The 25,500-nt window shown below is 72.0% G+C and carries 21 protein-coding genes and 1 tRNA gene; 1 reads left to right on the forward strand and 21 read right to left on the reverse strand.

Annotated elements, in window-relative coordinates; genetic code table 11:
• Positions 1-32: 32 nt before the first annotated feature.
• Positions 33-115, forward strand: a tRNA-Leu gene (locus BJ984_RS13110).
• A gap of 48 nt (positions 116-163) precedes the next feature.
• On the opposite strand, the gene BJ984_RS13115 is transcribed toward BJ984_RS13110, so the two are convergent.
• The 21 genes from BJ984_RS13115 to coaBC form a co-directional block, all read right to left on the reverse strand.
• On the reverse strand, positions 164-982 hold the full coding sequence (locus BJ984_RS13115; RefSeq protein ID WP_179548398.1) for a hypothetical protein: 819 nt from the start codon (positions 980-982) through the stop codon (positions 164-166).
• A 242-nt stretch (positions 983-1,224) separates the two neighbouring features.
• The gene (gene pyk, locus BJ984_RS13120) at positions 1,225-2,670 is read right to left on the reverse strand and encodes a pyruvate kinase (RefSeq protein WP_179548399.1); all 1,446 of its coding nucleotides are present in this window, start codon (positions 2,668-2,670) and stop codon (positions 1,225-1,227) included.
• 97 nt (positions 2,671-2,767) lie between these two features.
• Positions 2,768-4,225, reverse strand: coding sequence for a glutamate synthase subunit beta (locus BJ984_RS13125; RefSeq protein WP_179548400.1), 1,458 nt, complete (start codon positions 4,223-4,225; stop codon positions 2,768-2,770).
• Positions 4,218-8,816, reverse strand: a complete 4,599-nt coding sequence (gene gltB, locus BJ984_RS13130) for a glutamate synthase large subunit (RefSeq protein ID WP_179548401.1) — start codon at positions 8,814-8,816, stop codon at positions 4,218-4,220. The genes BJ984_RS13125 and gltB overlap by 8 nt, the downstream gene beginning before the upstream one ends.
• 276 nt (positions 8,817-9,092) lie before the next feature.
• Positions 9,093-9,890, reverse strand: a complete 798-nt coding sequence (trpA, locus tag BJ984_RS13135; protein ID WP_179548402.1) for a tryptophan synthase subunit alpha — start codon at positions 9,888-9,890, stop codon at positions 9,093-9,095.
• Complete coding sequence (gene trpB, locus BJ984_RS13140; RefSeq protein ID WP_179548403.1) at positions 9,887-11,116, reverse strand: tryptophan synthase subunit beta; 1,230 nt, start codon at positions 11,114-11,116, stop codon at positions 9,887-9,889. Before trpB ends, trpA begins: the two co-directional genes overlap by 4 nt.
• On the reverse strand, positions 11,113-11,886 hold the full coding sequence (trpC, locus tag BJ984_RS13145; protein ID WP_179548404.1) for an indole-3-glycerol phosphate synthase TrpC: 774 nt from the start codon (positions 11,884-11,886) through the stop codon (positions 11,113-11,115). The genes trpB and trpC overlap by 4 nt, the downstream gene beginning before the upstream one ends.
• Positions 11,887-11,890: 4 nt before the next feature.
• Positions 11,891-12,100 (reverse strand): DUF6704 family protein, encoded by a 210-nt coding sequence (locus BJ984_RS13150; protein ID WP_373877443.1) that lies wholly within the window; start codon positions 12,098-12,100, stop codon positions 11,891-11,893.
• A gap of 135 nt (positions 12,101-12,235) precedes the next feature.
• Positions 12,236-12,994, reverse strand: a complete 759-nt coding sequence (locus BJ984_RS13155; RefSeq protein ID WP_179548405.1) for a Trp biosynthesis-associated membrane protein — start codon at positions 12,992-12,994, stop codon at positions 12,236-12,238.
• Entirely contained in the window at positions 12,994-14,520 is a 1,527-nt protein-coding gene (locus tag BJ984_RS13160; RefSeq protein ID WP_179548406.1) for an anthranilate synthase component I, read from the reverse strand. Before BJ984_RS13160 ends, BJ984_RS13155 begins: the two co-directional genes overlap by 1 nt.
• A complete protein-coding gene (gene hisI / locus BJ984_RS13165; RefSeq protein WP_173181025.1) occupies positions 14,517-14,882 on the reverse strand; it encodes a phosphoribosyl-AMP cyclohydrolase in 366 nt (121 codons plus the stop codon). The genes BJ984_RS13160 and hisI overlap by 4 nt, the downstream gene beginning before the upstream one ends.
• Positions 14,879-15,649, reverse strand: coding sequence for an imidazole glycerol phosphate synthase subunit HisF (gene hisF / locus BJ984_RS13170; protein ID WP_179548407.1), 771 nt, complete (start codon positions 15,647-15,649; stop codon positions 14,879-14,881). Before hisF ends, hisI begins: the two co-directional genes overlap by 4 nt.
• Positions 15,649-16,488 (reverse strand): ATP phosphoribosyltransferase, encoded by an 840-nt coding sequence (gene hisG, locus BJ984_RS13175; protein ID WP_179548408.1) that lies wholly within the window; start codon positions 16,486-16,488, stop codon positions 15,649-15,651. The genes hisF and hisG overlap by 1 nt, the downstream gene beginning before the upstream one ends.
• A gap of 78 nt (positions 16,489-16,566) precedes the next feature.
• The gene (locus BJ984_RS13180; protein WP_173181028.1) at positions 16,567-16,830 is read right to left on the reverse strand and encodes a phosphoribosyl-ATP diphosphatase; all 264 of its coding nucleotides are present in this window, start codon (positions 16,828-16,830) and stop codon (positions 16,567-16,569) included.
• A 9-nt stretch (positions 16,831-16,839) separates the two neighbouring features.
• Positions 16,840-17,520, reverse strand: a complete 681-nt coding sequence (gene rpe, locus BJ984_RS13185; protein WP_179548409.1) for a ribulose-phosphate 3-epimerase — start codon at positions 17,518-17,520, stop codon at positions 16,840-16,842.
• 9 nt (positions 17,521-17,529) lie between these two features.
• Positions 17,530-18,111, reverse strand: a complete 582-nt coding sequence (locus BJ984_RS13190) for a GNAT family N-acetyltransferase (protein WP_179548410.1) — start codon at positions 18,109-18,111, stop codon at positions 17,530-17,532.
• A 40-nt stretch (positions 18,112-18,151) separates the two neighbouring features.
• Positions 18,152-19,915, reverse strand: coding sequence for an RsmB/NOP family class I SAM-dependent RNA methyltransferase (locus BJ984_RS13195; protein ID WP_179548411.1), 1,764 nt, complete (start codon positions 19,913-19,915; stop codon positions 18,152-18,154).
• Positions 19,912-20,826 (reverse strand): methionyl-tRNA formyltransferase, encoded by a 915-nt coding sequence (gene fmt / locus BJ984_RS13200; RefSeq protein ID WP_179548412.1) that lies wholly within the window; start codon positions 20,824-20,826, stop codon positions 19,912-19,914. The genes BJ984_RS13195 and fmt overlap by 4 nt, the downstream gene beginning before the upstream one ends.
• Positions 20,823-22,871 (reverse strand): primosomal protein N' family DNA-binding protein, encoded by a 2,049-nt coding sequence (locus BJ984_RS13205; RefSeq protein ID WP_179549460.1) that lies wholly within the window; start codon positions 22,869-22,871, stop codon positions 20,823-20,825. The genes fmt and BJ984_RS13205 overlap by 4 nt, the downstream gene beginning before the upstream one ends.
• Positions 22,872-23,005: 134 nt before the next feature.
• Positions 23,006-24,214, reverse strand: a complete 1,209-nt coding sequence (gene metK, locus BJ984_RS13210; protein WP_179548413.1) for a methionine adenosyltransferase — start codon at positions 24,212-24,214, stop codon at positions 23,006-23,008.
• On the reverse strand, positions 24,211-25,467 hold the full coding sequence (gene coaBC / locus BJ984_RS13215; RefSeq protein ID WP_179548414.1) for a bifunctional phosphopantothenoylcysteine decarboxylase/phosphopantothenate--cysteine ligase CoaBC: 1,257 nt from the start codon (positions 25,465-25,467) through the stop codon (positions 24,211-24,213). Before coaBC ends, metK begins: the two co-directional genes overlap by 4 nt.
• Between the last annotated feature and the right edge of the window lie 33 nt (positions 25,468-25,500).

Below are 25,500 nucleotides of genomic sequence, written 5' to 3' on the forward strand. Positions count from 1 at the left end.
CCCTACGGTATTCTTGAGCTCGCTCGTAGCAGGCCGGTGTGGCGGAATGGCAGACGCTGCGCACTCAAAATGCGCTGTCCGAAAGGGCGTGTGGGTTCGAGTCCCACCACCGGTACCGCCCGAGCGAGGCGGCACGCGCAGGCCTCGCCCGCGCGGATCGGCCTCAGCCCGCGGGAATGGGCGTCGGCGTCGCGGTCGGCGTCGGCGTGGCCTTCGCCGCCACCGCGTCGGCCTCCGAGAAGATCGCCACCGGCACGTACTGGTGCACGACCTGCGTCATGTAGGTGTTCGCCAGCGGCGCGGTCTCGTACGACACCTGGAACGCGAAGTCGAGCATCATGCCGAGGGTGTCGTCCGAGACGACACCGATCTGCTGCGACTCCAGCTGAAAGCCGCCCTTCGGCGAGGTGATCAGGAGGCCGAGCCCCTGCTCGGAGCGCAGCGCCTCGGGGTCGAGGGTGATCTTCAGCGGGTCGTTGTTGAGGTTGTACGCGGTCTCGACGGCGCCCGAGACGGTGGTCGTCTTCGCGGTCACCGTGATGTTCGACATGTACACGCGCCGCTTCTGGTCGAAGGGCGCCTCGGCGGGCACCTTGTTGTCGTAGACGCCGATCACGAACGAGAAGCGCTTGTCGGCCATCGGCGTCCAGTCGTGGGTCTTCTGCTCGGTCCAGACGTCGAGCTTGAGCTGCAGCTGGTCGGCGATGTCCACCGTGGGGTGCACCGAGCCCATGTCGGTGAAGACCGAGGCGAACTGCAGCGAGCCGTCGGTCGTGTTGGCCCCGAGGTCGGCGGTCGTCGAGTCGGCGGTCGTGCCGGCGCCCGCTCCGGCTCCGGCGGCGCCAGCGGCTCCGGCCGCACCGGGGGCGGTGGGCTGGATGCCGAAGAACGGCATGATCGTCGAGCAGCCCGAGAGGGCGACGACGGTCGCGAGGGCCGCGGCGATGCCGGCGGAGCGGAGGACGAGGGTCTGACGGGGCATGAGGTGTTCTTTCGGTCGCGAGGTCGCACGGTCGACGGATGCCCGGCCCGTTGCGAGAACGGGAGTGCAGGATGCGGGGGCTGCCACGGGTGCAAGGGTGCAGCCCCCGCACGAGTGCTGCAGGGCATCCGAAATCTATCGCCCCGGACGCACCCGGAGACAGCGAACGGCCAGGAACCGATCGAAGCTTGATCGAATCCTGGCCGAATCCTGAGGTAGGCCCTCAGACGCCGCGACGAGCGCTAGTTGTCGAACTTCTCGGGCACCAGCGGGTTGTGCGCCGAACCGATGACGTGCACGCGCATGTCGTTGGTGGTGCCGGCCACTCCGGGAGGGGAACCCGAGATGACGATGACCTTGTCGCCGATCTGCGCGCGGCCGAGGCCGAGCAGCACGTCGTCGACCTGGCCCATCAGCTCGTCGGTGTGCTTCACACGGTCGACGAGGTAGGACTGCACGCCCCAGCTCAGCGCCATGCGGTTGCGGATGCCCGGCTCCGGCGTGAAGCCGAGGATGGGGATGCTCGAGCGGAGCCTCGTCATGCGCCGCACGGAGTCGCCCGACTCGGTGAACACACAGAGGAACTTGGCGCCCACGAAGTCGCCGACCTCGGCGGCGGCGAGGGTGACCGCACCGCCCTGGGTGCGGGGCTTCGTGCCGAGCGCGGGGATGCGCTCGAGGCCGTGGTCCTCGGTGGACTCGATGATGCGTGCCATCGTCTGCACGGTGATGACGGGGAACTCGCCGACGCTCGTCTCGCCCGAGAGCATGACCGCGTCGGTGCCGTCGAGCACCGCGTTGGCGCAGTCGGAGGCCTCGGCGCGCGTCGGGCGCGGGGAGGAGATCATCGACTCGAGCACCTGGGTGGCGACGATGACGGGCTTCGCCATGCGGCGGGAGAGCTCGACGGCGCGCTTCTGCACGATCGGCACGGCCTCCAGCGGCAGCTCGACGCCGAGGTCGCCACGGGCGACCATGATGCCGTCGAAGGCGTCGATGATCTCCTCGAGGTTGTCGACGGCCTGCGGCTTCTCGATCTTGGCGATGACGGGGACCCGGCGGCCCTCCTCGTCCATGATGCGGTGCACCTCGACCACGTCGGCCGCATCGCGCACGAAGGACAGCGCGATGTAGTCGGCGCCGAGCTTGAGACCCCAGCGCAGGTCGGCGATGTCCTTCTCGGACATGGCGGGCACGTTGACCGCGACGCCGGGCAGGTTGATGCCCTTGTTGTTCGACACGGCGCCCGGCACCTCGACCACCGTGGTGACCACGGTGCCGTCGGTCTCGAGCACGCGCAGGGTGACCTTGCCGTCGTCGATCAGGAGGGGGTCGCCCGGCTTGACGTCGTCGGGCAGGCCCTTGAACGTCGTGGAGGAGATCTCCTTGTTGCCGATGATGTCCTCGATGGTGATCTTGAAGATGTCGCCCTCGGCGAGATCGTACGGGCCGTTCTCGAACTTGCCCAGACGGATCTTCGGACCCTGCAGGTCGACCAGCACCGCGACCGCACGGCCGGAGTCGTCGGCCGCCTGGCGCACGTTCTTGTACACGGACTCGTGCACGTCGTAGCTGCCGTGGCTCAGGTTCATGCGGGCCATGTCGACGCCCGCGTCGATGATGGCCCTGATGGTTTCGTAGGTCGACGTCGCCGGCCCGAGTGTTGCGACGATCTTCGCGCGTCTCATCTGTGTCAACTGCTCCGTGTTCTGCGCCCGGGGGCGCAAGTGGTGGTGGTGGAGGTGGAGGTCGTGGGGACCCGGGAGGAAGTCCCGGTGGAGGCTATCAGACCGCGATGGCGCGGTCGGTCGGCTTGACGGGGAAGGGCAGCTCGGTGTCGCCCTCGAGGTAGCGGTCGACGGCGGAGGCCGCCGCGCGGCCCTCGGCGATCGCCCAGACGATCAGCGACTGGCCGCGGCCGGCGTCGCCGGCGACGAACACGCCGGGGTGGGTGCTCTGGTAGTCGCCCGCCCGCTCGATGTTGCCGCGGCCGTCGAAGCGCGTGCCGAGCTGGCCGTCGAGGTGCTCGTCCTCGGCGCCGGTGAAGCCGAGCGCCAGCAGCACGAGATCGGCCGGGATCTCGTGCTCGGTGCCCGCCTTGGGGACGCGGCGGCCGTCGACGTACTCGGTCTCGGCGACCCGGATGGCGCGCACCTCGCCCGAGTCGTTGGCGAGGAACTCGATCGTGGAGGCCAGGAACTTGCGCTCCCCCCCCTCCTCGTGGGCGCTCGCGACCTCGAACAGCTGCGGCGACATGGGCCACGGCTGGTCTTCGGGTCGCTCGGCCGGCGGCTGCTTGCCGATGGCCAGGTTGGTCACCGACAGGGCACCCTGGCGGTGCGCGGTGCCGATGCAGTCGGCTCCGGTGTCACCGCCGCCGAGCACGACGACGTGCTTGCCCTCGGCGTCGATCTGGCCGGGGATGTCGTCTCCGGCGCCCACCTTGTTCTGCTGGACGAGGTACTCCATGGCGAAGTGCACGCCGTCGAGGTCGCGGCCCGGGATCGGGAGGTCGCGCGGCACGGTCGCGCCGGTGCAGACGATCACCGCGTCGTAGCGCGCACGGAGGTCGCTCCAGCTGAGGTCCTTGCCGATCTCGATGCCGGCGCGGAAGCGGGTGCCCTCGGCCATCATCTGGGTCAGCCGCGCCTCGAGGTGCTTCTTCTCCATCTTGAAGTCGGGGATGCCGTAGCGCAGCAGGCCGCCGATGCGGTCGTCGCGCTCGTAGACGGCGACCGTGTGGCCGGCGCGGGTGAGCTGCTGGGCCGCGGCGAGGCCGGCCGGGCCGGAGCCCACGACGGCGACCGTTTTGCCGGTCAGGCGCTCGGGCGGGTGCGGCTGCACCCAGCCGTTCGCGAAGGCCTGGTCGATGATCGAGACCTCGACCTGCTTGATTGTCACCGGGGGCTGATTGATGCCGAGCACGCACGCCGACTCGCACGGTGCCGGGCAGAGCCGGCCCGTGAACTCGGGGAAGTTGTTCGTGGCGTGCAGGCGCTCGATGGCCGCGCGGCCCTCGTCGCGCCAGGTGAGGTCGTTCCACTCCGGGATCAGGTTGCCGAGCGGGCAGCCGTGGTGGCAGAACGGGATGCCGCAGTCCATGCAGCGGCCGGCCTGACGGCGCGTGGTCGCGGCGTCGCCCTGCTCGTAGACCTCTTTCCAGTCCATCAGCCGCACCGAGACCGGGCGGCGCTTGGGGAGCTCGCGCTCCTGCGTCTTCAGGAAGCCCTTGGGATCAGCCACCTGTCACCTCCAAAATACGGCCCCAGACGACGTCGCCGTCGGGGTCAAGACCTTCTTCGACCGCCGTCTGCCGGGTGGCGAGGACGGCGGCGTAGTCACGGGGAAGCACCTTCACGAACTTCGCGACGGTGCTGTCGAAGTCGGCGAGCAGGCGGGCCGCGAGGGGCGAGCCGGTCTCCGATTCGTGGCGCTCGAGCAGGTCGCGGACGATCTCGACGTCGGCTCCGCCGAGCGGCAGCAGCTGCAGCTCTCCGGAGGCCAGCGAGTCGGCGTTCACCCGGTCGGGGTTGAGCTCGTAGATGTAGGCCGTGCCGCCCGACATGCCGGCACCGAGGTTGCGCCCGGTCGAGCCGAGGATGAGCGCGAGCCCGCCCGTCATGTACTCCAGTGCGTGGTCGCCCACGCCCTCGACGACGGCGGTCGCACCCGAGTTGCGCACCAGGAACCGCTCCCCCACGATGCCGCGCAGGAACATGCTGCCCTGGGTGGCGCCGTAGCCGATGACGTTGCCCGCGATCACGTTGCGCTCGGCGGGGAACACCGACCTGCGGTCGGGGCGCAGGATGATCTGCCCGCCCGAGAGGCCCTTGCCGACGTAGTCGTTCGAGTCGCCCTCGAGGCGCAGGGTGATGCCGGAGGGCAGGAACGCACCGAGCGACTGGCCCGCCGAGCCGAGGAGCGTGATCTGGATCGTGCCGTCGGGCAGACCCTGTTCACCGTGCCGCTTGGTGACCTCGTGGCCGAGCATCGTGCCGACCGCGCGCTCCGTGTTGCGGATGGGCAGCGTGATCGCCACGGGCTCGCCGTGATCGAGGGCCGCGGCCGCCTCGTGGATGAGCCGGTTGTCGAAGTGCTTCTCGAGCTCGTGCTCCTGCTTGCGGTGGTTGCTGCGGGGCTCGTCGGGCGCGAAGGCCGGGCCGACCAGCACGGGGCTGAGGTCGAGGCCGTCGGTCTTCCAGTGCTCGATCGCCCCGTTGACGTCGAGCAGCTCGTGGTGGCCCACGGCCTCCTCGAGCGAGCGGAAGCCGAGCTCGGCGAGGTACTCGCGCACCTCCTGGGCGAGGAACTCGAAGAAGTTGACCACGAACTCGGGCTTGCCCGAGAAGCGCGCCCGCAGCTCGGGGTTCTGCGTCGCGACGCCCACGGGGCAGGTGTCGAGGTGGCAGACCCGCATCAGGATGCAGCCCTCGACCACCAGAGGAGCGGTGGCGAAGCCGAATTCCTCGGCGCCGAGCAGGGCGCCGACGATCACGTCGCGGCCGGTCTTCATCTGGCCGTCGACCTGCACCACGACGCGGTCGCGCATGCCGTTCAGCATCAGCGTCTGCTGGGTCTCGGCGAGGCCGATCTCCCACGGCGTGCCGGCGTGCTTCAGCGAGTTCAGCGGGCTGGCGCCCGTTCCGCCGTCGTGGCCAGAGACGAGCACCACGTCGGCCAGGGCCTTGGTGACGCCGGCCGCGACCGCGCCGATGCCGTTCTGCGAGACCAGCTTGACGTGCACGCGGGCCTCGGGGTTGGCGCGCTTGACGTCGAAGATGAGCTGCTTGAGGTCTTCGATCGAGTAGATGTCGTGGTGCGGCGGCGGCGAGATGAGGCCGACGCCCGCGGTGGCGTGCCGGGTGCGCGCGACCCAGGGGTAGACCTTGGTCGGGGGCAGCTGACCGCCCTCGCCGGGCTTCGCGCCCTGCGCCATCTTGATCTGGATGTCGGTGGCGTGCGTCAGGTACATGCTCGTCACGCCGAACCGGCCGGAGGCGACCTGCTTGATGGCGCTGCGGCGCTCGGGGTCGAGCAGCCGGTCGACGTCCTCGCCGCCCTCACCGGTGTTCGATTTGCCGCCGAGCCGGTTCATGGCGATCGCGAGGGTCTCGTGCGCCTCCTGGGAGATGGAGCCGTAGCTCATCGCCCCGGTGGAGAAGCGCTTGACGATCGATTCGACCGACTCGACCTCGTCGATCGGCACCGAGGGCCGTGCATCCGTTCGCAGCTTGAACAGGCCGCGCAGCGTCATCAGGTTCTCGGCCTGGTCGTCGACGAGCTTGGTGTACTCGCGGAAGATGTCGTACCGGCGGGCGCGCGTGGCGTGCTGCAGGCGGAACACCGTGTCGGGGTTGAACAGGTGCGGCGGGCCCTCACGGCGCCACTGGTACTCGCCGCCGACAGCGAGCGGCTCGTGGGCGACGATCGCCACGTCCTCGGGGTAGGCCTGGCGGTGCCGCGCGGCGCTCTCGGCCGCGATGACGTCGATGCCGACCCCGCCGAGCTTGGACGAGGTGCCGGTGAAGTACTCCTTCACGAACTCGGGGGCGAGGCCGACCGCCTCGAAGGTCTGGGCGCCGGCGTAGGAGGACACGGTGGAGATGCCCATCTTCGACATGATCTTGAGCACGCCCTTGCCGAGCGCCTTGATCACGTTCTTGACGGCCTTCTCGGGGGTGATGCCCGCGAGGCTGCCGGAGCGCACCAGGTTCTCGCAGGTCTCCATGGCGAGGTAGGGGTTCACCGCCGAGGCGCCGTAGCCGATCAGCAGGGCCACGTGGTGCACCTCGCGCACGTCGCCGGCCTCGACGATCAGGCCGACCTTCATACGGGTCTGCTTGCGGATGAGGTGGTGGTGCACGCCCGCGAGCATGAGCAGCGACGGCACGGGAGCGAAGTCCTTGTTCGAGTCGCGGTCGCTCAGCACGATGAACTGCGCACCGTTCTCGATCGCCTCGTCGGCCTCGGCGCACATCGCCGCGATGCGGTTCTGCATGGCCTTGGGGCCCTCGTCGACGCGGAACAGCCCGCGCAGGGTCGTCGTGAGACGGCTGCCCGATGAGGGGTCGATGTGCTGGATCTTCGCGAGCTCGTCGTTGTCGATCACCGGGAAGTCGAGCACGACCTGGCGGGTGTGCTCGGGCGTCGCGTCGAGCAGGTTGCGCTCCGGGCCGAGGCCGAGGCGGAGGCTCGTCACGACCTCCTCGCGGATGGAGTCGAGCGGCGGGTTCGTGACCTGCGCGAACTGCTGGGTGAAGTAGTCGAAGAGCAGGCGCGGGCGGTCGCTCAGCACCGCGATGGGGGTGTCGGAGCCCATCGCGCCGAGGGGCTCCGCGGCGTTCTTCGCCATCGGGGCGAGCAGGATGCGCACCTCCTCCTGCGTGTAGCCGAAGATGCGCTGGCGGCGCGTGACCGACGCCGGGGTGTGCACGATGTGCTCGCGCTCGGGCAGGTCGCGCAGGTTGATGCGGCCCTCGTCGAGCCACTCGCCGTAGGGCTCGGCCGACGCCAGGCCCGACTTGATCTCGTCGTCCTCGATGATGCGGCCGGCGGCCGTGTCGACGAGGAACATCTTGCCGGGGCGCAGCCGCCCCTTGCGCACCACGCGGGAGGGGTCGACGTCGGGGAAGACGCCGATCTCGCTGGCGAGCACGACGAGGCCGTCGTCGGTGATGAGGTAGCGGCCGGGACGCAGCCCGTTGCGGTCGAGCGTGGCGCCCGCGAGCGTGCCGTCGGTGAAGATGAGGGCGGCGGGGCCGTCCCACGGCTCCATCAGCATGGAGTGGTACTCGTAGAAGGCGCGGCGGGCGTCTTCGAAGTCGGCCTGGTTCTCCCACGCCTCGGGCACCATCATCATGATCGCGTGCGGCAGCGAGCGGCCGGCGAGGGTGAGCAGCTCCACGACCTCGTCGAACGAGCCGGAGTCGGACAGCCCGGGCGTGACGATCGGGTAGAGCGGCGACAGGTCGCCGAGCAGCTCGGACTCGAGCTGGGACTGCCGGGCGCGCATCCAGTTGCGGTTGCCCTGCACCGTGTTGATCTCGCCGTTGTGCGCCATCATGCGCAGCGGCTGCGCGAGCGGCCACGACGGGAAGGTGTTGGTGGAGTAGCGCGAGTGCACGAGCGCGAGCTTCGAGGCGAAGCGCTCGTCGGAGAGGTCGGGGTAGAACGGCTCCAGCTGGAGCGTCGTCACCATGCCCTTGTAGGTGATGGTGCGGCAGGAGAGCGACATGAAGTAGACCTCGTGCTGCAGCTCGATGCGCTTGCGCAGCCGGTAGGCCTGGCGGTCGAGCGCGATGCCCGAGAGGGTCGCGCCCGACTCGGTGGTGCGGGTCGACTGCAGGTAGAGCTGCCAGATCGAGGGCATGGCCTCGCGGGCGAGGCGGCCGAGCTCGTCGGGGCGCACGGGCACCTCGCGCCAGCCGAGCACCGCGAGGTCTTCCTCGGCGGCGAGTTCGCGGATGCGGTCCATGATCTCCTGGCGCTCGCGCGCGTGCAGGGGCAGGAACGCGTTGCCGACGGCGTAGCGGCCCACCGGGGGCAGCTCGACCGGGGCCACGGCGCGCAGAAACGCGTCGGGGATCTGGGTCAGGATGCCCGCTCCGTCGCCGGTGCCGGCGTCGGAGCCCACGGCACCGCGGTGCTCGAGGTTGCGCAGGGCGTCGAGCGCCGTGTCGATGATGTCGTGGCCCGCGGTGCCACGGAGCGTGGCGACCATGGCGAGACCGCACGCGTCCTTCTCGTCGGCAGGGTCGTACAGACCCTGGGCCATCGGGAGCGCGCTGAACGGCACCGCCTGGGAGCGGGACTGGTGTGCGGGCTGATCGGCCATAGAGAACCGTCCTCTACGTCATTCTTAGGGAACTGGGACGCCTATGGCCCATGGATATCAGGGATTCCTCGTAGCGTTCAAGCCGACGAGGTGTCGCCTCCCGCGCCTGGTGCTGTGGTGGTTGCGCGGGACGGCTTCGCTCCGATTTCACTTGTGGCGCTCGGGTCGACTGCCTCGTTCTCGGAGAGCCCGGGGGCTTCCTCGCCCTTCAGCCCGTGTCCCGATCACGTATCGGCTCGATTCTAACCCAGGCTGGGCCGAAGACCGCTCATCGTCTCAGCGGCGGGTGCCCTCGGCCAGCTGGGCGGCGAGCCGGGCGACGGCGGGCACTCCCCCGTCGGCCAGCGCCTTGACGAGGGCCGAGCCGACGATGGCGCCGTCGGCGTAGCCCAGGATCTCGGCGATCTGCTCGGGCGTCGAGACGCCGATGCCGACGGCCAGGCTCTCGGCGCCCTGCTCGCGCAGTCGCGCCACGAGGGCGCGGGCGGCGGTGCCGAGGTCGGCCCGGGCACCCGTGATGCCCATGGTCGAGACCGTGTAGACGAAGCCGCGGCTGGAGTCGACGGCGAGGCGCAGGCGCTCGTCGGTCGACGTGGGAGCTGCGAGGAACACTCGGTCGAGGCCGGTGCGGTCGCTCGTGGCTAGCCAGTCGGCACCCGAGTCGACCGTGAGGTCGGGGGTGATCAGGCCCGCGCCGCCCGCCGAGACGAGGTCGTCGGCGAAGCGGTCGACCCCGTACTGCAGCACGGGGTTCCAGTAGGTCATGACGAGCACGGGGGCGTCGACACGCGAGCGGATGCGCTCCACCGCCGTGAAGGCGTCGCGGAGCCGCACGCCCGCCTCGAGCGCGGCGACCGTCGCGGCCTGGATGACCGGGCCGTCCATCACCGGGTCGGAGTACGGCAGCCCGAGCTCGAGCACGTCGACGCCGTTCTCGACCAGGGCGACCGCCGCGTCGATGCTCGCGTCGAGGCTGGGGAAGCCGACCGGCAGGTAGCCGACGAGGGCTCCCGCCCGCTCCGCCTTGGCGGCCGCGATCGTGGAGGCGACCGGGCTCACGATGGTCTCGCTCATACCCGGGCGTTCCCGTTCTCGTCGAGCACGTCGAAGTACCGGCCCGCGGTCTCGACGTCCTTGTCGCCGCGCCCGGAGAGCGAGACGAGGATGGTCGCGTCGGGGCCGAGCTCGCGGCCGAGCTCGATCGTGCCGGCCAGCGCGTGCGCGGACTCGATGGCCGGGATGATGCCCTCGGTCGTGCACATCAGCCGGAAGGCCTCCATGGCGGCCTTGTCGGTGACCGGGCGGTAGTTCGCGCGCCCGATCGACGACAGCCAGGCGTGCTCGGGGCCGACTCCCGGGTAGTCGAGCCCGGCCGAGATGGAGTGGGAGTCGAGCGTCTGGCCGTCCTCGTCCTGCAGCATGAAGCTGCGCGAGCCGTGCAGCACGCCGGGGCGGCCCTTGGTGATCGTCGCCGCGTGGCGCAGGGTGTCGACGCCGTCGCCGGCGGCCTCGTAGCCGTAGAGGCCGACCGAGGTGTCGTCGAGGAAGGCGTGGAAGATGCCGATGGCGTTCGAGCCGCCGCCGACGCAGGCGGTGACCGCGTCGGGCAGCGCGCCGGTGAGGTCGAGCATCTGCTGACGCGCCTCCTCGCCGATGACCTTGACGAAGTCGCGCACCATGGCCGGGAAGGGGTGCGGGCCGGCGACCGTGCCGAGCAGGTAGTGCGTCGACTCGACGTTCGCGACCCAGTCGCGGAACGCCTCGTTCAGGGCGTCCTTCAGTGTTCGGGTGCCGCTCTTGACCGGGATGACCTCGGCGCCGAGCAGGCGCATGCGGGCGACGTTCAGCGCCTGGCGCTCGGTGTCGACCTCGCCCATGTAGACGACGCACTCCATGCCGAACAGGGCGGCGGCGGTCGCCGTGGCGACGCCGTGCTGGCCGGCGCCGGTCTCGGCGATCAGGCGGTGCTTGCCGATGCGCTTGGCGAGCAGGGCCTGGCCGAGCACGTTGTTGATCTTGTGCGAGCCCGTGTGGTTGAGGTCTTCGCGCTTCAGGATGATGCGCGCCCCGCCGGCGTGCTTCGCGAAGCGCGGCACCTCGGTGAGGATCGACGGCCGGCCGGTGTACGTGCGGCCGAGCTCGGCGAGCTCGCGGTGGAACTCGGGGTCGAGCTTGGCGAGCTGGTAGGCCTCGTCGAGTTCGTCGAGGGCCGCGATCAGCGACTCGGGCATGAAGCGCCCGCCGAACTCCCCGAAGAAGGGGCCGGTCTCGGCGCGGAGGGAGGTGCGTGTGTCGGTCATACGGAGAGGAACTCCTTCAGTGTCGCCACGGGATCGGGCCCCGTGACGAGGGCTTCGCCGACCAGCACCGCATCGGCACCGGCCGAACGGTAGTGGGCGACGTCGGCGGCTTCGAGCACGGCGGATTCGGCCACCGTGATCGTGCCGGCCGGGATGCGGTCGACGAGCCGGCCGAACAGGTCGGCGTCGAGCTCGAAGGTGCTGAGGTTGCGCGCGTTCACGCCCACCAGGCGGGCACCGAGGTCGACGGCGCGCGAGACCTCGACGGCATCGTGGGTCTCGACCAGCGGGGTCATGCCGAGCTCGGTGACGAAGTCGTGCAGCCGCTGCAGCGTGGGCTGGTCGAGTGCGGCCACGATGAGCAGCACGAGGTCGGCGCCGGCGGCGCGCGCCTCGAGCACCTGGTACTCGGTGGCGATGAAGTCCTTGCGGAGCACCGGAACGTCGACGCGGGCGCGCACGGCCTCCAGGTCGGCGAGCGAGCCCTTGAACTTGCGTCCCTCGGTGAGCACGCTGATGGCGCTCGCCCCGCCCTCGGCGTAGGAGGCCGCGAGCAGCGCCGGGTCGGGGATCGACGCCAGGGCGCCGCGCGAGGGGCTCGCGCGCTTGACCTCGGCGATGATCTTCACCCGCTCGGCGGGTGCCAGGAACGCCAGGGCGTCCAGGGCCGCCGGGCGGGCCGTGGCCGCGGCCTCGACGTCGGCGAGGCCGCGCGTCGTGCGGCGCTCCTCGGCGTCCTCGAGCGCTCCGGCTACGAGATCGGCGAGCACCGGGTCAGTGCTCCTTCTGGAGCGTCTTGGCTCCGCGCACGCCGTAGCCGAGGCGCGACAGGATGAAGCCGGCCAGGAAGCCGATGAGCGTGACGCCCGCGGCGGCCCAGACGAGCCACTGCACGTCGAAGAAGAAGGCGACCGTGCCGATGGCGATGCCGACGAGCGCGATGATCACGCCGGTCCAGGCGGCGAGCGAGTGGCCTTCGCCCATTTCGTCTTCTTCGTGGCTCATCGATCCTCTTCCTGTCTCAATCGATCGGGTCGTGTCGAGTCTACCCGGTCGGTCCGGGGCCGCCGGGTCGGGCGGGGCCGTCCGCCGTGCCCGGGCGGGCGGGCGGATGCGCGGCTAGCGGGTCGGGTCGGTGCCGCGGCTGAGGTCGTCCCAGCTGTCGACGGCGGCGTCGCGGGCGTTCTCGGCCGGGCGGCGGGCGGGACGGGCATCCGCCGGACCGGGTGCCGGCCAGTCGTCGTGGCTCGCGTCGATGGTCTCGTCGTCGAACAGCTCGGCCGGGTTCGCACTCTGCCGCCCGTCGGCCGCCTCGAAGGTGACCGCCTGGTACTTGCGGCTCGAAGCCGGCCAGCGCCGCACGGTCACGATCACGGCGAGCCCGGCGAGCACCATCAGGATGCCCAGCACCACCGTGAGCGCCGGCCACGGGCTGCTCGCGCCGACCGTGACCAGCTCGCGGATCGACGAGGTGCCGGCGACCCCGGTGCTCGTGGTGACGACGGACGCCCCGGCCGCGACCGGGTCGGTGAGCGCGAGCACGCCCGACCAGATGACGCTGACGCCGAGCAGCACCTCGAGGGCGCCGAGCACGATCCGCACGATCGGCCCCGCGATGGCGAGCGCGCCGGCGAGGGCGATTCCGGCGAGGCCGAGTGCCGAGAGGGCGGGCGCGGCGACCGAGCCGGGCACCTCGAGGGTGCCGTCGGTGACGGTGCCGCCGACGAACTCGAGGGTGCCCCAGGACTGCGACCAGGCGAGGAAGGTCAGCGCGCTGAGGGCGAGCACGAGGAGGATGGTGCCCGACTTCAGGCGGCGGCCCGTGCCGGCCGGGGCCGGTGCGCCGGCCGGCGCGGCGGCTGCCACGTCGTCGCTCATCACCGCACCCGCGTCATGGCGTTCGCGATCGCCACGGCCCGCAGCGGCGCCGCCGCCTTGTTCTGCGACTCCTGGAACTCGCTCGCCGGGTCGGAGTCGGCCACGAGACCGCCGCCCGCCTGCACGCGCGCCACGCCGTCGACGATGGTCGCCGTGCGGATCGCGATCGCGAGGTCGGCGTCGCCGCCGAAGCCGAAGTAGCCCACGACACCGCCGTAGAGGCCGCGCTGGGCGGGCTCCAGCTCGTCGATGATCTCGAGCGCGCGCGGCTTCGGCGCCCCCGAGAGCGTGCCGGCCGGGAACGTCGCGCGGAACACGTCGATCGCGTCGACGCCGTCCCGCAGCTGCCCCTCGACCGAGGAGACGATGTGCATGATGTGGCTGAACCGCTCGACCCGCATGAACTCGGTCACCTCGACGCTCGCGGCCTCGCAGACCTTGAGCAGGTCGTTCCGGGCGAGGTCGACGAGCATCAGGTGCTCCGCCCGCTCCTTGTCGTCGCCGAGCAGCTCCTGCTCGAGCTCCAGGTCGTGGTGCGGGGTCGTGCCGCGGGGCTTCGAGCCCGCGATCGGGTGGGTGTGCGCCCGCCCCTTCTCGACCTTGACGAGAGCCTCGGGGCTCGACCCGACGATCTGGTACGGCTCGCCGCCTGAGTCGACGAGCGTCAGCAGGTACATGTACGGGCTCGGGTTCAGCGTGCGCAGCACCCGGTACACGTCGAGCGGATGCGCGGGGCAGTCCAGCTCGAACCGCTGAGAGATGACGACCTGGAAGATGTCGCCCTCGCGGATGTGCTCCTTCGCCACCTCGATCGCGGCCAGGAAGTCGTCGCGCTCGGTGCGGTGCCGGGGCTCCCCCACGACGCCGAAGTCGGCCTCCGCGAGCCAGGCCTCGGACGGGCCGCCGAGGCCGCGCTGCAGCTCGTCGAGCCGCGCCTGGGCGTCGCTCCAGAGCTCGTCGGCGGGCGTGTCGCCGTCGGTCAGCACGTTCACGAGCAGCTGCACGGTGCCCTGCAGGTGGTCGACCACCACCATCTCCGAGACGAACGACAGGCCCTGGCTCGGCATGCGATACTCCCGCGGCGGGCGGTTCGGCAGCCGCTCCAGCTGGCGCACGGTCTCCCAGCCGATGAAGCCGACGAGTCCGCCGGTGAGGGGCGGATGCTCGGGCACGGCCGCCGTCTTCCAGTGCTCGTAGAGCGCCGAGACGGCCTCGAGGGGCCCGGTGGGCAGGCCGGCCGGGAAGACGCGGTCGGCCGGGAGGCCGAGGTCGAGCCAGACGGCACGGTCATCCGCCTCGGTGAGCAGGCCGAAGCTGGAGACGCCGATGAACGAGAAGCGCGACCAGATGCCGCCCTGCTCGGCCGATTCGAGCAGGAACGTGCCGGGGCGGCCGTCGGCGAGCTTGCGGTAGATGCCGACCGGGGTCTCGCCGTCGGCGAAGAGCTCGCGGATGACCGGCAGCACCCGGTGCGAGCCGCTCAGCTCGTCGAACTCGGCCCGGGTGGTGGTGGCTGTGGTCGTCATGATCGTTCGAGCACCTCGGGGTTCAGGGGGTCGACGTCGAAGCAGCGGCGGGCGCCGGTGTGGCAGGCCGCGCCGATCTGGTCGACCTGCACGAGCAGGGTGTCGTCGTCGCAGTCGAGCGCCGCGGTCTTGACGTACTGCACGTGGCCGGAGGTGTCGCCCTTCCGCCAGTACTCCTGGCGGGAACGCGACCAGAAGGTGACCCGGCCCTCGGTGAGGGTTCGGCGGAGCGCCTCGGCGTCCATGTAGCCGAGCATGAGCACCTCGAGGGTGTCGTGCTGCTGGATGATCGCCGGCAGCAGGCCCTTGTCGTCGAAGTGCACCCGGCTGAGGATCTCGTCGGTCTCGGTGACGGTGCTCATCGCACGTTCACCCCTTCTCGTCGCAGTTCGTCCTTCACGTCGCCCACCGTCATCTCGCGGAGGTGGAACACGCTGGCGGCGAGCACCGCGTCGGCGCCGGCCGCGATGGCCTGGCCGAAGTGCTCGACCTTCCCGGCCCCGCCCGAGGCGATGACGGGAACGGTGCTGAGCTCGCGCATGAGCCCGACGAGCTCGAGGTCGAAGCCGTCCTTCGTGCCGTCGGCGTCGATCGAGTTGACCAGCAGCTCGCCGGCGCCGCGCTCGATGGCCTCGCGAGCCCACTCGAGGGCGTCGAGCTCGGTCTCGCGCCGGCCGCCGTGCGTGGTGACGACGAACCCGGAGGGTGTGCGGCCGGGTACCGCCGTGCGCTTGACGTCGAGCGAGAGCACGAGCACCTGGGCGCCGAAGCGGTCGGCGATCTCGTTCAGCAGCGGCGGCCGGGCGATGGCGGCGCTGTTGACGCCGACCTTGTCGGCGCCGGAGGCGAGCAGCTTCGCCACGTCGTCGGCGGAGCGCACTCCCCCGCCGACCGTGAGCGGGATGAAGACCTGCTCGGCCGTCTTCTGCACCATCTCGTAGACCGTGGCGCGGTCGTCGACGGTGGCCGTGACGTCGAGGAAGGTGAGCTCGTCGGCGCCCTGCGCGGCGTACAGGGCCGCGAGCTCGACGGGGTCGCCCGCATCACGCAGGTTCTCGAAGTTGACGCCCTTCACGACGCGGCCCGCGGCCACGTCCAGGCAGGGGATGACGCGAACGGCGAGCGACATCAGATGCGCGCCGCGTGGATCGGACTGACGAGGATGGCGCGGGCGCCGACGGCGTACAGGTCGTCCATCACCTGGTTGGTGTCCCGGCGGGGAACCATGCTGCGGACGGCCACCCACTCGGGGTCGTGCAGCGGGGAGATCGTCGGCGACTCGATGCCGGGGGTGAGCGCGCAGGCGTCGTCGAGCTGGGTGACCGGCACGTCGTAGTCCATCAGCACGTACTGGCGGGCGACGAGCACGCCCTGCAGGCGGCGCAGCAGCGTCTCGGCACCGCGGTGGGTGGTGCCCGAGCTGATCAGCACGGCGCTGGACTCGAGGATGACCGGGCCGAAGATCTCGAGGCCCGCCTTGCGCAGGGTGGAGCCGGTGCTGACGACGTCGGCCACCGCATCCGCCACACCGAGGCGCACGGCCGACTCGACCGCGCCGTCGAGGCGGATCAGCTGGGCGGTGATGCCGTGGGTGGCGAGGAACGCCCCGACGAGGCCCGGGTAGCTGGTGGCGACGCGGGCGCCGTTCAGGTCGGACAGCTCGATGGACGTGCCCTCGGGGCGGGCGAAGCGGAAGGTCGACTCGCCGAAGTCGAGCGAGGCCGTCTCGGTGGCGGGCGACTCGGAGTCGAGCAGCAGGTCGCGGCCGGTGATGCCGACGTCGAGCGCGCCCGAGCCGACGTAGGTCGCGATGTCGCGGGGTCGGAGGTAGAAGAACTCGACGTCGTTGCGCGGGTCGGCGATGACGAGCTCGCGGGAGTCGCGCCGGCCGTTGTAGCCAGCCTCGGCGAGCATCTGGGCGGCGGTTTCGGAGAGGGAGCCCTTGTTGGGCACCGCGATCTTGAGCATGGGGGTCTTTCGCTACGGAGTCATGGGCGGATGGCGCGTGTCCCGCGCCCGACGAGGATTGCGACAGCAATCAATTGGCTACAGATGTCGGTAGACGTCAGCCGGGCTGAGGCCCTTGGCCAGCATCAGCACCTGCAGGTGGTAGAGCAGCTGCGAGATCTCCTCGGCCGTGTTCTCGTCGGACTCGTACTCCGCCGCCATCCACACCTCGGCGGCCTCCTCGACGATCTTCTTGCCGATCTGGTGCACGCCGGCGTCGAGCTCGCGCACGGTGCCGGAGCCCTCAGGGCGCTCGGTGGCCTTGGCGGAGAGCTCGAGGAACAGCTCGTCGAAAGTCTTCACGGATCAAGGCTACCGGTGTCCGTGGCCGTGACCGGCCGCGAGCTCGCGCAGGTGGTCGACCTGGGCGCCGGCGTTCTCGGCGCCGAACACGCTGGAGCCTGCGACGAAGACCGTGGCGCCGGCCTCGGCCGCGATGCCGATGGTGTCGTCGTTGATGCCGCCGTCGACCTGCAGCCAGACGTCGAGGCCCGAGTCGCGCACGGCCTGCGACAGGGTGCGGAGCTTCGGCATCGTCTCGGGCATGAAGGACTGGCCGCCGAAGCCGGGCTCGACCGTCATGACGAGCACCATGTCGAACTCGGGCAGCAGCTCGAGGAAGGGCTCGGCGTCGGTGCCGGGCTTGAGGGCGAGGCCGGCACGGGCGCCGCGCTCGCGGAGGCTCCGGGCGACGGCGACCGGGTCGGAGTCGCGGCCGACGGCCTCGGCGTGGAAGGTGACCGAGTAGGCGCCGAGCTCGGCGTACTGCGGGGCCCAGCGCTCGGGGGCGTCGATCATCAGGTGCACGTCGAGCGGGATCGGCGAGACCTGCTGCAGGCGCTCGACGACCGGCAGGCCGAGGGTGAGGTTCGGCACGAAGTGGTTGTCCATCACGTCGACGTGCGCGAGGTCGGCATTCTTGATGCGCCCGAGCTCGCTCTCGAGGTTGGCGAAGTCGGAGGCGAGGATGCTGGGGTTGATACGAAGGGCCACGACCCGACTTTACCCGGGTGCCCGTTCGGTCGGCGTCGGATGCTCGGCGGCCAACTGCCCGTAGACCGCGAGGTCGTGCCGTCGGTCGCCGACGGGCAGCGCCTCTCGCAGCACGCCCTCCAGCCGGAAGCCGAGCCGCTCGGCGACCGCCCGGCTGCGGGTGTTGCCGGCCGCCGCGCGGATCTCGATCCGGGCGAGCCCGCGCGCGAAACCGGCGTCGCGCAGGGCCGCGGCCGCGCGGGTGACGACGCCCCGGCCCTCGTGGGCGCCGTCGATCCAGTAGCCGAGCTCGCCGGTCGCGGTGGCGGGGTCGAGCTTCAGCGAGACGCTTCCGATCGGATGCCCGTCCCGCACGATCAGCGCCGGCACGGTCTTGCCCTGCTCGTACAGCGCCAGCACGAAGTCGGTGAAGGTGCGGGTGGCGGTGAGGCTCTGGGCGGGCTGGGCCCACGGCTCCCACTCCCGCAGGCGGTCGAGGTTGCGCAGGGTGAGCTCGTGCGCCTCCGGCGCCCCGGCCCGGGTGCGCAGCTCGAGGTGCAGCCCGTCGCCCAGGTCGAGCGGGAGGATGTCGGCGTAGGGGTGGTGCGGCACTGCGGGTCTTCCGGGTCGTGGGCGGCCGAGCGCTCGGCGGTCAGCGCTTCTCGAACAGGGCGATGAACATCGCGTCGGTGGTGTTGCGGTGCGGCCAGAGCTGCACGGCGGGGTCGTCGGCGCCGAGCTCGACGGCGCCGCCGGTGATCTCCCGCAGCACGTCCTGGGCGGGCAGCTGCACGAGCGTGTCCGGCCAGCGGCGGAGGGCGCCCTGCACCTGTCCGCGTGTCTCGGCCACGTGCGGCGAGCAGGTGACGTAGGCGAGCAGCCCGCCGGGCTTCAGGGCGGCCACCGCGGCGTCGATCAGCTGCTGCTGCAGCGCGACGAGCTCGGCCACGTCGGCCGGGGTCTTGCGCCAGCGCGCCTCGGGCCGACGGCGGAGCGCTCCGAGACCGGTGCAGGGCGCATCGACGAGGATGCGGTCGAAGCCCTCGTCGTTCTCGCGACCCAGCCGGGTGCCGTCGCGCTCCCAGACGACCGGCGGCTCGGGCAGGGCGGCCACGGCGCGCCGCACCAGGCCGGCGCGGGCGGCGATCGGCTCGTTCGCGATCACCGTCGCGCCGGCGAGCCCGGCCTCGGCGGCGAGCACGGCGGTCTTGCCACCGGGGCCGGCGCACAGGTCGAGCCAGCGCTCCCCCGCCGTGATCGGGCGGGCCCGGGTGAGGGCGAGGGCGGCGAGCTGCGAGCCCTCGTCCTGCACCCGCACGGTGCCGGCGCGCACCGCGGGGATCGACGCCGGATCGCCGGTCGGCGCCACGAGCCCGAGCGGCGACAGCGGGGCCGGCTCGAAGGCGGCGGGCACGCGGCGCTCTCCGTCTCCGACCGCGGTGCCCGAGGCGGAGGGAGCCGCGTCGAAACCGCTGCCGTCGTCGTCGGCGGGGTCGCTCGCGCCGGCCAGAACCGCTTCCAGGGCATCCGGATGCTCCCCCGGCGCGTCACCGGATCCGTCGCTCCCCGGCGCCGCCGCGGTCGCGTCGCGCTCGAGCGCCTCGCGGGCGGCCAACCCCGGAAGGGCGACGAGGCTCAGCCGAGCCGGGGTGTTGTCGGCCTCGAGCAGCGCGTCGAGCTCGGCGGGCACCTCGGCCTCGGGAACGCCGTCGGCGACGAGGGCGCGGCGGAAGGCGCGCACGATCCAGGCGGGGTGCGAGGAGGTGAGCGCGAGCCGCTCGTCGTCGGACTCGGCCGAGTCGGTCACCCGCTCGAGCCATTCCTCGGCGGGGGTGCGGGTGATGCCGCGCAGCACGCCGTTGACGAAGCCGGTCGCCGAGCGGGAGGCGACCGCGCGGGTCAGCTCCACCGACTCGTTCACGGCGGCGTGCTGGGCGACCCGCATCGACAGGAGCTGGTGGGCGCCGAGCTCGAGCACGTCGCGCACGGCGCCGTCGATCTCGTCGATCGGACGGCCGGACGCCAGCTCGATCACGCGGTCGTAGTAGCCGCGACGGCGGAGGGTGCCGTAGGTGAGCTCGGTCGCGAGGCCGGCGTCGGCGGGCGACAGGCGGGCGTCGGCGATCCGCACGGGGAGGAGGAGGTTCGCGTAGGCGTCGTCGGCGCGCACGGCGGCGATCACGTCGAGCGCCACCCGCCGCGCCGGCTGCACCGCGCCGGGCCTCGACGGCGCCGGTGTCGCCGGCTTCCGCCGCTCGGGGCCGCGCTGCTGCCCGCCCCCGCCGCCGCCCGTGCGCCGGCCGTCGTGGCCCCGCCGCCCCGAGCCGCCCGATCCGCCGGACCCGCTTTGTCCGGACCCGCCCTGCCCGGAGCCGCCGCTGCCCGTGCCGCCGCCCCGTCGTCGCTCGTCGCTCATCGTGCCACCAGTCCTTCCGCGCCCGATCCGCGCCACCAGTCGGCGGCCGCCATGGGCTTCTTGCCCGCCGGCTGCACCGTCAGGAGTTCCAGGGGCGCCGTCGCGGTGCCCACGTGCAGGGTGAGCCCGGATCCGTCGAGGGCGCCGGGGTCGAGGCGCGGGCGGTCGCGCGCCGGCGACGCCTCCAGCACCTTCACGCGCAGCCCGTCGAGGTCGAACCAGGCGCCGGGCTCGGGCGTCACGCCGCGCAGCCGGGCGTAGACCGTGTCGAGGTCGCGGGTGAAGTCGAGCCGCGCATCCTCGAGGCCGAGCTTGGGGGCCAGGGTGACCTCGCCCGTCTGCGGGGCCGCGGTGAGGCTGCCGTCGGCGATGCCGTCGACGGTGTCGACCAGCTGCGCGGCGCCCGAGTCGGCGAGCCGGGCCAGGAGGGAGCCCGAGGTCTCGTGCGCGGCGACCGGGGTCGAGCGCATCGTGAAGACCGGCCCGGCGTCGAGCCCGGGCACCAGCTGGAACACGGTCGCGCCCGAGACGGTGTCGCCCGCGATGATGCTCCACTGCACGGGCGCCGCCCCGCGCCAGCGCGGCAGCAGCGAGAAGTGCAGGTTGATCCAGCCGCGGGCGGGCGTGCTGAGCAGCGGCTCGCGCACGAGCCCGCCGTAGGCGACGATGACGCCGAGCTCGGCGCCGACCGCGGCGATGCGGGCGGTCGCCTCGTCGTCGAGCCGGTTCGCCTTGACGACCTCGATGCCGAGCTCGTCGGCGGCCGCGGCGACCGGGGACGGCGTGAGCACGCGCTTCCGCCCAAGCGGTGCGTCCCTCCGGGTGACGACGGCGGCCACCTCGTGCCGCGCGGCCAGAGCCTTCAGGGCGGGCACGGCCACGGCGGGGGTGCCCGCGAAGACGAGTCTCATTCCATGATCTCCGAATCGTCGAGTCGAACCCGCAAGGTGGGCGGCGGCCGGAAGCCCGGGCCGCTGCCCGTCTTCGAGCGACGGGTGGTGGCGTTCTTCACCACGAGCGCCCGCAGGTGCCGGGCGACCGAGGCGCCGACCGCGTAGTCGAAGCGCACGATGGCTCGCACCATGCCGTCACCCGTGGGCACCGGGCCCAGGGTATCCATCTTCGCCCATTCGGCCTCGGTGACGAGCCGCTCCAGCTCGGTGAGGGCGTTCGCGACGGTGTCGGCGGCCCCCGTCACGGTCGCCAGCCGCACGGCCGGCGGGAAGCGCAGCGCGCGCCGGTCGGCCAGCTCGGCCGACGCCACCATCTCCTGCTGCCAGGTCACGAGGGCCTTCGCGAGATCGCCGCCGACACCCACGAGCACGTTCGGGGCGCGGGGAGCCGACAGCGCGATCGCGTTCGACCACCACCGCAGGCAGTCCTCGGCCACGCGCAGGGACTCCCGGGCGAGCATCCGCGGGCCGTCGAGCAGCAGCACGGCGCGGTAGCCGCCCTCGGCGACCGGTTCGGCGCCGCGGGTGGCGACGACGAGCGCCGGCTTGTCGTCGACCGTCAGCACCGTGCGCTCGCCGTCGCTGACGATCACCCGGGTGCCCGGGAACGCCCGGCCGAGCTCGTCGGCGGTGCGGCCCGCGCCGATCGAGGCGAAGCGGAAGGTGGTGCCGTGGCAGTGCGAGCACGACCAGTTCGCCGCGATCGCCCCGCAGAGGGTGCAGGAGGGCCGCTCCCCCGCCCGGTGCACGTGCAACGGTCCGCCGCAGACGGTGCAGGCGGCCGGATGCCCGCAGCTCTGACAGGCGAGCACCGGTGCGTAGCCCGGGCGGGCGACCTGCACGAGCACGGGGCCCTGCTCGAGGGCGCGGCGGGCGGCCTGCCACGCGGCGGTGGGGATGCGGGCGGCGTTCTGCGGAGCATCCGCGTCGTCCTGCTCGGCGGTCGGCAGCACGCGGGGCAGGTAGCGCGGGGCCGGGAAGACCGGGTGCAGGAAGCCGAGCTCGACGAGCCGCTCGATGTCGGTGCTGCGCGAGTGCGAGACGAAGGCGAGGCGGCAGCCCGACTGCTCCTGGCGCACGAGGGCGGCATCGCGGAGGTGCACGTAGGGCGCGAGGGGCTCGGACTGCAGGGAGTCGCCCTCGTCCCAGACGATGATCTGGCCGAGGTGCGACACCGGCGCGTAGATGCTCGAGCGGTTGCCCACCACGATGTGGGGGTCGCCGTCGAGTGCCGTGAGGAAGTTGGCGTAGCGCTCGTTGCGCGCCTGCCGCGCGTCGAGCCGCACGATCGCGTCGCCCGCGCCGAGGTTCTCGAGGGCCTGCTCGACGGCGAGCTGGTCGCGGTAGTCGGGCACGGCGACGATGACCGACTCCCCGCCACGGTGCACGGCGGTGGCGAGCTCGGCGATGGTCAGCGCCCAGTGCCCGACCGTGTGCTGCCCGACCGTGTGCTGCCCGACGCTCTGCTGCCCTGCGGCATCCTGCCCCTGCGTGTGCTGCTGGTCTCCGGATGCGCGCACCGCCGTCACGGTGGCGATCGCGTCGATGGCACTGCGCGCTCCGGCCTCGGCGAGGTGCATCCCATCGGAGCCCGAGTACCCCGTCAGCGCGAATGCCGTCGGCGTCACCGCCGCTGCTCGAGCGGTGGAATCTGCCGCGGCCTGCCGCGCCAGGAACGCCTTCTCCACCCGCACGAAGCGCGGCGGGATGGCGAGGCGCACGATGTCGCAGGCGCTGCCGGCCGCGCGGTCGGCGAGGCGCCGCGCGAGCGCCCACACCTCCGGGGTCAGCACGGGCAGCGGCGACACGACCTCGTCGAGCTCGCTCAGGGCGCGCTCGCCGGGCACGTGGGGCGTGAGTTCGACGATGTAGCCCCGCGCCGTGCGGCCGGCGGAGCGCAGGGGCACCTTGACCCGCACGCCCGGACGGGCATCCGGAACCAGCGCCACCGGCACGAGGTAGTCGAACAGCCGGTCGAGCTGCGGCAGCGGCGACTCGAGCATCACCCGAGCGACGACGCCTGACGTCTCGACTTCGCTCTCGGGCGCCGCGACGGGGAGCACAGCGGCATCGGCCTCCGCACCGGCCCCCGCGGGCGCCGTCGCCGGGGCGCCGGGCCGAGCGGCACCCACCACGGTCAGAGCCCCGCGGCGGACCGGATCTCGTCGACCCGGTCGAGGCGCTCCCAGGTGAAGTCGGGGAGCTCGCGGCCGAAGTGCCCGTAGGCGGCCGTCTGGGCGTAGATGGGGCGCAGCAGGTCGAGGTCGCGGATGATCGCCGCCGGCCGCAGGTCGAACACGTCCCGAAGTGCCGAGGTGATGACCTCGTCGCTCACCACGCCCGTGCCGAAGGTCTCGACGTAGAAGCCGACCGGGGCCGACTTGCCGATGGCGTACGCGATCTGCACCTCGAGCCGCGACGCGAGCCCGGCGGCCACGGCGTTCTTCGCAACCCAGCGCATGGCGTAGGCGGCCGAGCGGTCGACCTTCGACGGGTCTTTTCCGCTGAAGGCACCGCCACCGTGGCGCGCGGCCCCGCCGTAGGTGTCGACGATGATCTTGCGGCCGGTCAGCCCGGCGTCGCCCTGCGGCCCGCCGATCTCGAAGCGACCGGTCGGGTTGATCAGGATGCGCGCCTCGCGGGAGGACAGCGACACCCCGTCGGCCTCGGCCTGCAGCAGCACGGGGCGGATGACCGTCTCCTCGACCTCGCGGCGCAGCTCGTCGAGCCCCACCGACGGCGCGTGCTGGGTGGACAGCACCACCGTGTCGACGGTCTTCGGCACGACGCCGTCGTAGCCGACCGTGACCTGGGTCTTGCCGTCGGGCCGGAGGTAGTCGAGCACGCCCTCCTTGCGCACGGCCGCGAGCCGGGCCGAGAGCCGGTGCGCCAGCCAGATCGGCAGCGGCATGAGCTGCGGCGTCTCGGTGGTGGCGTAGCCGAACATGATGCCCTGGTCGCCCGCGCCCTGCCGGTCGGCCTCGTCGGTGGAGGAGCCCTCGCGAGTCTCGAAGGCATTGTCGACGCCCTGGGCGATGTCGGGCGACTGCCCGCCGATGGACACCGACACGCCGCAGGAGCGCCCGTCGAACCAGACGTCGCTCGAGGTGTAGCCGATCGAGGAGATCTTCTCGCGCACGAGTGCCGGGATCTCGACGTAGCCGCTCGTCGTGACCTCGCCCGCCACGTGCACGAGCCCGGTGGTGACGAGCGTCTCGACCGCGACGCGCGAGTGCGGGTCTTCGGTGAGCAGCGCGTCGAGGATGGTGTCGGAGACCTGGTCGCAGATCTTGTCGGGGTGGCCCTCGGTGACGGATTCGGACGTGAAGAGGCGAAGGGAGGTCATGGTGCTCCTGATAGGGCGGCGGCGAACACACCGAGGATGTCATCAGCCACCGACGTCTTGCTGCCGGATGCCTCGACGACTATAGCCCCGGCGGCATCCAGCACCAGGACCGTGTTGCTCTCCGTGGCGAAGCCCGTGCTCCAGCCGACGCCGTTCACCACGAGGAAGTCGCAGCCCTTGCGGGCGATCTTCGCGCGGCCGAGCGCGAGCAGTTCCTCGCGCGTGTCGGCGGTCTCGGCGGCGAAGCCGACCACGAGACGCCCGTCGCGGGGGCCGGCCGAGATCGTCGCGAGGATGTCGGGGTTCTGCACCAGCTCGAGCGTCAGCCGCTCGCCGGTGGCGGTCTTCTTGATCTTGGAGTCGCTGACCGAGACGGGACGGTAGTCGCTCACGGCCGCCGCCATCACGGTGAGGTCGTTCTCGGGCGCCGCCACGGTCGTGGCCGCCAGCAGCTCGGCGGCGGTCTCGACGCGCACGACGTCGACGCCCTCGGGCAGCCCCACCTCGACGTGCGCGGCGATCAGCGTCACGTGCGCGCCGCGGTCGCGGGCGGCGGAGGCGATGGCCACGCCCTGCTTGCCGCTCGAGCGGTTGCCGATGTAGCGCACGGGGTCGAGGGGCTCGCGGGTGCCTCCCGCCGTCACGAGAACCCGCCGGCCCTCCAGGTCCCGGATGCGCGCCGAGCCGTCACCCGTGCCGGGACGGTCGGGCCCCTTCGTCGTGGCAGCCCCCGCCGCGATCTCGAGCGCCGCGGCCACGATCTCGTCGGGCTCCGCCATCCGCCCGACCCCGGAGTCGGCACCGGTGAGCTGCCCGCTGACGGGCCCCACGAGGTGCACCCCGCGCGAGCGCAGCGTGGCCACGTTCGCGACGGTGGCCGGGTTCTGCCACATCTCGGTGTGCATCGCGGGCGCGATGACGAGTGGCGCCCGGCTGGCGAGCACCGTGTTGCCGAGCAGGTCGTCGGCGAGCCCGGCGGCGAGCTTCGCGATGGTGTTCGCGGTGGCCGGGGCGATGACGATGAGCTCGGCGGCCTGGCCGATGGCCACGTGCCGCACCTGGGCGACGCCGTCGTACAGGTCGGTCGAGACCGTGTTGCGCGAGATCGCCTCGAGCGTCGGCCGCCCCACGAACTTGAGGGCGTGCTCGGTGGCGACCACGTGCACGTCATGCCCACGCAGAACGAGACCACGGATGACGTTCACGGCCTTGTAGGCCGCGATGCCACCCGTGATCCCGACGACGATGTTCAATTGCGCTCCGATGAGAGGAGGACGAACGGGGGT

Source organism: Herbiconiux flava (genome assembly GCF_013409865.1).
In the GTDB taxonomy this organism is placed as follows: domain Bacteria; phylum Actinomycetota; class Actinomycetes; order Actinomycetales; family Microbacteriaceae; genus Herbiconiux; species Herbiconiux flava.

Coding starts and splice junctions, on each gene's coding strand:
- BJ984_RS13115 (WP_179548398.1), bottom strand. CDS start 982: ATGCCCCGTCAGACCCTCGTCCTCCGCTCCGCCGGCATCGCCGCGGCC.
- pyk (WP_179548399.1), bottom strand. CDS start 2,670: ATGAGACGCGCGAAGATCGTCGCAACACTCGGGCCGGCGACGTCGACC.
- gltB (WP_179548401.1), bottom strand. CDS start 8,816: ATGGCCGATCAGCCCGCACACCAGTCCCGCTCCCAGGCGGTGCCGTTC.
- trpA (WP_179548402.1), bottom strand. CDS start 9,890: ATGAGCGAGACCATCGTGAGCCCGGTCGCCTCCACGATCGCGGCCGCC.
- trpB (WP_179548403.1), bottom strand. CDS start 11,116: ATGACCGACACACGCACCTCCCTCCGCGCCGAGACCGGCCCCTTCTTC.
- BJ984_RS13150 (WP_373877443.1), bottom strand. CDS start 12,100: ATGGGCGAAGGCCACTCGCTCGCCGCCTGGACCGGCGTGATCATCGCG.
- BJ984_RS13155 (WP_179548405.1), bottom strand. CDS start 12,994: ATGAGCGACGACGTGGCAGCCGCCGCGCCGGCCGGCGCACCGGCCCCG.
- BJ984_RS13160 (WP_179548406.1), bottom strand. CDS start 14,520: ATGACGACCACAGCCACCACCACCCGGGCCGAGTTCGACGAGCTGAGC.
- hisI (WP_173181025.1), bottom strand. CDS start 14,882: ATGAGCACCGTCACCGAGACCGACGAGATCCTCAGCCGGGTGCACTTC.
- hisF (WP_179548407.1), bottom strand. CDS start 15,649: ATGTCGCTCGCCGTTCGCGTCATCCCCTGCCTGGACGTGGCCGCGGGC.
- hisG (WP_179548408.1), bottom strand. CDS start 16,488: ATGCTCAAGATCGCGGTGCCCAACAAGGGCTCCCTCTCCGAAACCGCC.
- BJ984_RS13195 (WP_179548411.1), bottom strand. CDS start 19,915: ATGAGCGACGAGCGACGACGGGGCGGCGGCACGGGCAGCGGCGGCTCC.
- fmt (WP_179548412.1), bottom strand. CDS start 20,826: ATGAGACTCGTCTTCGCGGGCACCCCCGCCGTGGCCGTGCCCGCCCTG.
- BJ984_RS13205 (WP_179549460.1), bottom strand. CDS start 22,871: ATGCTCGAGTCGCCGCTGCCGCAGCTCGACCGGCTGTTCGACTACCTC.
- metK (WP_179548413.1), bottom strand. CDS start 24,214: ATGACCTCCCTTCGCCTCTTCACGTCCGAATCCGTCACCGAGGGCCAC.